The organism is Pseudochrobactrum lubricantis (genome assembly GCF_041929865.1).
GTDB lineage: Bacteria > Pseudomonadota > Alphaproteobacteria > Rhizobiales > Rhizobiaceae > Pseudochrobactrum > Pseudochrobactrum saccharolyticum.
This window is the reverse complement of sequence record NZ_JBHEEE010000009.1, coordinates 119,759-127,459: the sequence shown is the minus strand read 5'-3', so window position 1 is coordinate 127,459 and position 7,701 is coordinate 119,759. Positions and strand designations below refer to the sequence as shown.

General features: G+C 49.4%; 9 protein-coding genes. 6 read left to right on the top strand and 3 right to left on the bottom strand.

Annotation, left to right across the window (positions count from 1 at the left end; all coding sequences use genetic code 11):
- The 3 genes from JNC80_RS16915 to JNC80_RS16905 all read left to right on the top strand — a co-directional run.
- On the top strand, positions 1–233 hold a 233-nt coding region (locus tag JNC80_RS16915), incomplete at its 5' end, for a hypothetical protein (protein ID WP_376710976.1).
- 35 nt (positions 234–268) lie between these two features.
- Positions 269–907, top strand: a complete 639-nt coding sequence (locus JNC80_RS16910; RefSeq protein ID WP_376710975.1) for a DUF924 family protein — start codon at positions 269–271, stop codon at positions 905–907.
- A 44-nt stretch (positions 908–951) separates the two neighbouring features.
- Positions 952–1,413 carry a methyltransferase family protein gene (locus JNC80_RS16905; protein WP_374834753.1) on the top strand — a complete coding sequence of 154 codons (462 nt, stop codon included), beginning with the start codon at positions 952–954 and terminating at the stop codon, positions 1,411–1,413.
- An 81-nt stretch (positions 1,414–1,494) separates the two neighbouring features.
- Here the strand turns inward: JNC80_RS16905 and JNC80_RS16900 are convergent, their stop codons facing one another.
- The 3 genes from JNC80_RS16900 to JNC80_RS16890 form a co-directional block, all read right to left on the bottom strand.
- The gene (locus JNC80_RS16900) at positions 1,495–3,459 is read right to left on the bottom strand and encodes a heavy metal translocating P-type ATPase (RefSeq protein WP_376710974.1); all 1,965 of its coding nucleotides are present in this window, start codon (positions 3,457–3,459) and stop codon (positions 1,495–1,497) included.
- Positions 3,460–3,497: 38 nt separating this feature from the next.
- Positions 3,498–4,193 (bottom strand): VIT1/CCC1 transporter family protein, encoded by a 696-nt coding sequence (locus tag JNC80_RS16895; RefSeq protein ID WP_376710973.1) that lies wholly within the window; start codon positions 4,191–4,193, stop codon positions 3,498–3,500.
- Positions 4,194–4,344: 151 nt separating this feature from the next.
- Positions 4,345–4,479 carry an FAD:protein FMN transferase gene (locus JNC80_RS16890; protein ID WP_374834757.1) on the bottom strand — a complete coding sequence of 45 codons (135 nt, stop codon included), beginning with the start codon at positions 4,477–4,479 and terminating at the stop codon, positions 4,345–4,347.
- Between the two features lie 300 nt (positions 4,480–4,779).
- Between JNC80_RS16890 and JNC80_RS16885 the strand changes: the two genes are divergently transcribed.
- The 3 genes from JNC80_RS16885 to JNC80_RS16875 are packed head-to-tail and all read left to right on the top strand — an operon-like array spanning position 4,780 to position 7,699.
- Positions 4,780–5,406, top strand: a complete 627-nt coding sequence (locus JNC80_RS16885) for a TetR/AcrR family transcriptional regulator (RefSeq protein WP_376710972.1) — start codon at positions 4,780–4,782, stop codon at positions 5,404–5,406.
- Entirely contained in the window at positions 5,403–6,566 is a 1,164-nt protein-coding gene (locus tag JNC80_RS16880) for an efflux RND transporter periplasmic adaptor subunit (RefSeq protein WP_376710971.1), read from the top strand. The genes JNC80_RS16885 and JNC80_RS16880 overlap by 4 nt, the downstream gene beginning before the upstream one ends.
- The gene (locus tag JNC80_RS16875) at positions 6,566–7,699 is read left to right on the top strand and encodes an ABC transporter permease (protein WP_376710970.1); all 1,134 of its coding nucleotides are present in this window, start codon (positions 6,566–6,568) and stop codon (positions 7,697–7,699) included. The genes JNC80_RS16880 and JNC80_RS16875 overlap by 1 nt, the downstream gene beginning before the upstream one ends.
- Positions 7,700–7,701 lie beyond the last annotated feature (2 nt).

Below are 7,701 nucleotides of genomic sequence, written 5' to 3'. Positions count from 1 at the left end.
TCTCCTTGGTGGCTTTTAAAAACAACCACACTATCGCACAAAAGCGGATCAGGAGGCCGTCCACCACATCAAGTCCATTCTCAGTCAGCATAAATGTTGGCTCAAGTTTCTCAAACCCTTGTTATGAGTTGGCATGGATTGCCAATATTGCCTTGCTATCTGAACCTAGCAATAATTCACCTATGATCACGAAAGACGGACATATAGCCAAAAACACTCTTGCAGCTCATTGATTTATGTGAAGACAATTATTGGAGGGTATGAACAGATGAAAGAGCAACAACAATGGGAAGGCGTTCTTGGTTTCTGGTTTCCCGAAGGGCGTTCTTTGCGCATTGATCCTGCAGAACACAGAGCATTATGGCATTGGAGAATGCAGGGCGGTGCCGATGATGCGATCATAACGCGCTTTTCCTCTCTTACCGAGCAGGCGGCTAATGGCCAACTCGATCATTGGGCGCTGGATCCACATGGACGGCTGGCCTTGATCATTCTGCTTGATCAGTTTTCCCGCTCCGTATGGCGGGAGAGTGCGCGTGCTTATGCGCAGGATATGCATGCTATGTCCCTCGTGAACGACGGTTTTGCCAATGGTCACTTTGCCTCGCTGGAAACACCGTGGTTTAAAATTGTATATGGTTTGCCATTAGGACATTGCGAAGGAGATGATCATTTGCAGCGCATCGATCTGCTGATCAATGTTCGCGAGAAAATAGCGGCGGAAGCTCCCATCCCATTGCAGCCTATTTATACATCGCTGGCGCATCAGGCCGCGGATGTTCGCAAAGTAATTGCCGCATTTGGCCGGCATCCACATCGAAATGAAGTTCTTAAGCGCCCTTCAACCCCATTTGAAAAAGCGTATATTGCTAAAGGTGAATTTCCGCATCTAAAGGCATTTCAATGAGCGCCTGATAAGTTGTTAGGACAAAGATGAGCACAGGGGGAATTATGCTGAAACTTGAAAAGAAAATCCCACCTCCGCTGATTGCCACTCTGTGTGCAATCGCTATGTGGATAATAGCCATCTATACGCCCAGAGTGAATGTATCGTTCAATCTTCGTGTTATAGTAGCCTTGCTGATCCTAGTTTTGGGAGCCTTCTTTTCTCTGCGCGGAGCTGCCGCATTCCGAGTTGCCAAAACAACGATCAATCCCCTCCGACCAGAGACAACCTCAGCACTGGTTACAACAGGTATCTACCGCTATTCACGCAATCCGATGTATGTAGGCTTTGCACTATTTCTGCTCGCTTTCGCCGTTCTTTTAAGTTCTCCAGGCGCACTGCTTGGGGTGCTTGGCTTTGTTCTGTATATCGATAGGTTTCAAATTTTGCCCGAAGAACAAGCCTTAAACGTGCTATTTGGTGCAGACTTTACAAATTATTGCACCCAAGTACGCCGCTGGCTGTAAATATACGATGGGCGTAAATTTCTTTCGCACCTCTTCTATTCCTGTCCATGATGGGCAGGAATAGAAGAGAGTGAAGCATTATCATCTATTATCTGCAACAATAACGTCAGACTTCGTGTATTCATCCAGAAGCTTCCGGTCAGTCAAGTCCATTCGTGATTTTCTGATTGGGTCGTTCAAAAGTCTCAGACCATTTAAAACAACGAGCACAGTCCCTCCTTCATGCCCCAACACAACTAAGGGTAAAGGCAGCTCAAAAAAGGCAGAGCCAATAATCAAAACCAGCATTACGCCAATTGCGAAAGTAAGGTTCTGCCGGATAATGATCGCGGTACGTCTGGCAAGACGGTGCGCCGCTGCCAGCCTTTCCATATCTTCTGATAGAAGTGCCACGTCTGCAGCCTGTAGTGCAACTTCAGAGCCTGCGGCACCCATCGCAATACCAACGTCAGCCCGCGCCAATGCCGCTGCATCATTCACACCATCACCAACGAATGCGAGTTTCCTTACTGCAGCCATCTCACTGACGAGGTTAACCTTATCCTCCGGTAACATCTCGGCATGGATTTCGTCCTGTTTTAATCCAAGAAGATTGCCAATGCGCAAAGCGACGGCATGCCTGTCACCTGTCATCATCGCGATGGACTTCACACCACTTTCGCGCAAGGCAACGAGCGCTCCGCCGGAAGTTTCACGAACTTTATCGGCAACACTAACCGCACCAAGAACGCGCGGGCCGCGCCCCAGATAGACGACGGTTTCAGCACTATCCTGAAACGTCTTGAGGGGATCATGATCAAGCGATGCTCCCATCATCTCTGCCATACGGCGGTTGCCTGCCCAAACAGAGCCATCCATATCCCGTCCGACAATGCCAGCACTCGGAATAGCTTTCACATCTTCAACATCGTGTAGTTTTAGCCCACGACGTGTCACTTCGCGTCTCAATGCCTCCGCGATATGGTGTTCTGAGTGCGCTTCAACACTGGCTAATGTCGTTAAGAAAAAGGTCTCATCTTCATCCAGTGTAACAATTCCGGTGACTTCTGCACGTCCTGTTGTCAAAGTTCCGGTCTTATCAAAGGCGAAAATTTCGACAGCCGCGAGTGTCTCAAGCGCAGCGCCGCCTTTAAACAACACGCCGCCGCGCGCTGCCGACGACAGCGCAGACAAAATGGCAGCCGGCACGGAAATTACGATCGCGCACGGACTTGCGGCCACCAGCAGTGTTGCAGCGCGGTATAATGCAGTTTCCCAGTCTTGGCCGAGCCAATAGAAAACCCCAAGAGCGATAAGTGATCCCACTAAAACGGCAACGGTGTAACGCTGCCCAAACCATGCGCTGAACCGTTCTGAAGGAGCTTTGGCTGCCTGCGCTTCTGTAACCAGCGCAATCATGCGCGCGACCGTACTTTGTTCCAGCGATTTCGTGATCTGAACTTCAAGCACGCCATTCAGATTAACTGTTGCTTCAAAAACCTTAGCGCCAGCCTCTTTGCGCACCGGCATAGATTCACCCGTAATCGTTGACTCGTCCAGTGCCCCGCTTCCGCTTATAATGGTTCCGTCAGAGGGTACCCGCGCTCCGGGGCGAACGATAACAATATCGCCCACCCTCAGACTTGCCGCCTGCACTTCTTCAACAGAACCATCTGCTAATTTGCGAAAAGCTGTTTCTGGCCGCAATGCCATCAATGCTTCAATAGCACGGCGTGCGCGCCCCATGGCTCGCTCTTCCATCGTCGTAGACAAACTAAACAGCGTCAGCAGAATTGCGCCCTCAACTGCCGCACCAACAACCGCCGCAGCAATTGCTGCAACAATCATCAGTAAATCAATGTCGAGTACCCGCTCCTTAACTAGCACGTTTACCGCCCGCCAACCGGTCGGAACACCGCCTGCGAGATAGACAAGCACCACGCCGAAACTGATCAGCCCCAAAGCAGTATCACCACCGCCCAACCAAGTGCCAGCCAGAGCCAATAAAAGCCCCACCACAGTTGCAGTTGTAAGTGCAACTGATGGATTAGTAAAAAACCGGTACATTATTACATTGCTCCATTACGCAAATGCATCGAAAAAGTTCAAACTGCTGTGCCGACTATAGCGCCTATGCCTGCGGTCAGGGCCATGGCAAATGCGCCCCAAAATGTTACACGCAATGTCGCTTTGATGATATTGGCTCCCCCGGCTTTTGCACCGATTGCACCTAAAAGTGCAAGGAATAACAAGGACGCAATAGAAACTGCCGGTATCAAGATTGAGGCTGGTGACACCAAGACCATGAGTAAAGGCATGGCCGCACCAACGGCGAAAGTCGCAGCGGAGGTTAATGCGGCCTGAATTGGCCTTGCGGTGGTGATTTCTGATATGCCCAGCTCATCACGGGCATGAGCGCCAAGGCCATCTTTTGCCATCAACTGATCAGCGACTTGTCGCGCAAGTGCAATATCCAGCCCCCGACCAACATAAATATTCGCCAGTTCTTCATGTTCCATCTCAGGCTGGGTGGCAAGTTCTACCCGTTCACGTTCCAGATCTGCATTTTCCGTATCAGACTGAGAGCTAACAGAAACATATTCTCCTGCTGCCATCGACATGGCACCGGCAACCAGAGCAGCGATGCCAGCCACCAAAACTTCAGAACTGGCCGCAGAAGCGGATGCAACACCGACAATCAAGCTTGCGGTAGAAACGATGCCGTCATTGGCACCCAGTACAGCTGCCCGCATCCATCCGATACGCGAAACGAGATGATTTTCTGCATGCCAACGTCTCATTAGGACTACCTTTTAATGATAGATATTTCACATATTGCTTATACTTATAGATACTATACTGAATGAATACATGAAACATAGTACTGTACTATGGAATAGTCCGTTTTGCATCTTACTCAAAAAGCGGTCCGATTGGCATTAAGATAAAATCTTAATCATTCCGCTCAACGATTAACACTTCAAATCCCATTTTGCGGGCCAGTTCGGAGCCTTCTGCACGACCCTTTACCATCAGAGCGGTTGCCCACGCATCAGCCAGCATGCAGTTTTCCGCAACAACCGTCACCAAGGCCGCTGAAATGGGCGCGGCTCACCACAACAGGGATTCAGTGTAGCGGAAAACTCACTTTAACCTCGCCGTTACAGGGGCAAAAGGACAGCATTGAAGCAAAGTTCGAAAGCACCTCTGCCTCTAACTATTGGAAAATCGTGTTAAATGAGAATGTGAAACGACAAATTTTGACGTTAAGATTGCATTATCCCTCGTATTACCCCCACTCGTGCATCACTCCACAGATACTAGCTATTGACGCTTACTTACAAAAACCTTAGTTAGTAATTAGTTGCTAACTAAGGGGTGGTTACTATGAAAATGCGGAAATCGGCCGAAGAGCGAAAAAACGAGATCATGGCCTCTGCTCTTCGTTTAGCCGACGAGCTTGGGCCAGATAGTCTTTCAGTCGAAGCGATTGCACGCGATGTTGGCCTGACACAACCGGGTGTATTCAGGCACTTCCCTACCAAACAAGCAATCTGGGAGGCGGTCACAGATACGATCACCGACAGGATGATTGACGGCTGGAATACCGTTTATAGCCGCGGCGGACAGCCTGTTGAGCAACTTAGAGAGCTAATCCTCACCCAGTTTAGATTTATCCACACCACGCCCGCGATCCCTGCGATCCTGTTTTCAAGAGAGCTTCATGCAAAAAATAATCGCTTGCGCGAAACAGTATTTAACTTGCTGGCTCAATTCCATCAGGCGATAGCCAGTCAAGTCACCAAAGCACAAGATGCGGGAACCTTCAGACGTGATTTCAATGTGAATGATGTCTCGTTTTTATTGATCGGACTGGTTCAAGGTTTGGCGGTTCGCTGGTCGTTAAGCGGACGATCTTTTGTATTGATAGACGAAGGCGCACGGCTTCTTGATATCCAAATTCAATTATTTACCACTCCGTATTCCCACATATTGGAAGATGGAAAATCATGATGAGCAAACGCTGGACACGAATACTTATCGCATTGTTTATCTTAGCATCTGTTGGCGGTGGTGCTTATCTGTTCCTATCAATGCGGCCAATTTTAGTAACGGTGGCAGAACCTGAGAAGGATGTCAGCATCCGCGTTTTCGGCCTTGGCACGATTGAAGCCCAGATTGTTTCAAAGATTGGTTTTGAGATCGGTGGTGCATTAACGGAATTGGTTGTTGATCATGGCGACACGGTCACGAAGGGTGAGGTGTTGGCTCGTCTTCATACCAAGGAGCAAGAGGCCAAAGTCGCGCGAGCTGAAGCCGGAATTATCAAAGCACAAGCCGGCATTAAAAAAGCCGAGGCTAATGTCGACAGAGCCCGTTCAATTCTGGCTCTGCGTCAAGAAACGAATAAACGTCAGCAAACACTTGCAAAGCGTAGCATCGTATCCGAACAAACAGCCCAAGAAGCCAAGAGCGAAGAAAATATTGCCGCAGCTGAAATAGCCGTAGCTTTGCGGGAGGTTGAGGTCAATCAGGCACAACTTGCCGATGCAAACGCCGCTCTGGCGTATGAAAAAACGCTGCTGGATTATCATGCTCTTACAGCGCCTTTTGAAGCCACTATCATTGAACGCCATAAAGAGACCGGCTCGGTCATTAAAGCAGGGGATGCCATTTACACGCTGATGGCGCCCGAAACTATATGGGCACTTGCCCATATAGATGAGGGGCTCGCTGCTGCTATTGAGGAAGGTCAGTTTGCTGAAATACGCCTTCGCTCCCTGCCTCAATCCACTTTCAAGGCACGTGTAAGCCGTATCGGCATCGAAAGCGACCGGGTTAACGAAGAACGCCGCGTTTGGGTGAAATGTGAACAATGTCCTCCACGTATCCATCTGGGTGAACAAACCGAAGTATTTATCACTGTCGCCCATCTTGATAAGGCACTTCTTATACCTGAAACCGCCGTTTCTGACTTTAACGGACGCGACGGCATAGTCTGGATTAGCATAGATGGGCGTTTAAAAAGGCTGCGACTTACATTTGGTCACAGGACAGAGGATGCTCGCCTTGAAGTAGTAGATGGCTTGCCAACGGAGGCACAAGTTATAACCACAATAGTGCCCGGGCTGAAGGAAGGGCGCTTAGCCCGCATTCGCAAGGGTACGAAGTGATGAACCTTGCGTATCGGGATGTGCGTCACAATCTGTTCAGGTTCTTATTAACCTGTTTTGGGCTTAGTCTTTTGATAGCGGTCGTTCTGTCCATGACCGGCATCTATAATGGATTGGTCGTTGACGCTTTAACAATCGCACGTGCGCCCAATGCTGATTTGTGGGTGGTGGAAACGGGTACACGCGGACCTTTCGCGGAAGCCTCGCGGATTCCAGGTGATACACGTCAAGTTATAGCTGGTATACACGGAGTGGCCGATGCCGGTGGCATTACCTATCAGACAGCAGAAGCTGATTTTTTGGGCAATAAACTCAGGCTCTATGTTGTTGGCTATCAGCAAGGCCGTCCCGGAGCCCCCGAACATCTTCTTGAGGGGCGCTATATCACCCGTAGTCATTATGAGATGATTGCAGACACACGTACAGGATTGAAACTCGGTGACCGCATTCGTCTTGGTCGCAATTCTTTTCAGGTCGTCGGTTTGGTAGAAGACCATGTCAATTCCGGTGGTGATCCGGCAGTTTACATTACACTCCAAGATGCACAGACGCTTCAATTTGAACTTGCACCACCTGCCGCACGTGTGCAGCTTGCTCGTGGCGCGACACCGCAATCTCAAGACACCGTAAACGCAGTTATTGCCCGTTTACATCCCAATGCTGATGCCGATGCAGTGGCAGAAACCATCAGACGTTGGAAACATCTGTCAGCCACAACACAAACAGAACAGGAGCTTATCCTTACGGGCTCTGTTGTGGATCTGGCGAAGCGGCAAATCGGTCTTTTCATGACACTACTGCTTGCGGTTTCGGCGGTCGTCATTGCGCTTATCATCTACACCATGACCATGGAAAAGCTAAAACAGATCGCAACGCTCAAATTGATTGGCGCACCTGATCAGACAATTGTTGCATTGATAGTACAGCAGGCTTTAGCACTTGGCGGCATTAGCTGGAGCATAGGCCTCGTCATCATTATGTCGATCAAGGACTACTTTCCACGACGCGTCATACTTGAACCAATTAATGCTTTAGCGCTCGCTGCTATTATTTTCGTCGTTTGTATCATTGCAAGCGGGCTCGGCATACGTGCAGCCCTCAAAGTTGACCCTGCAACAGCGCTTGGAGGATAAAA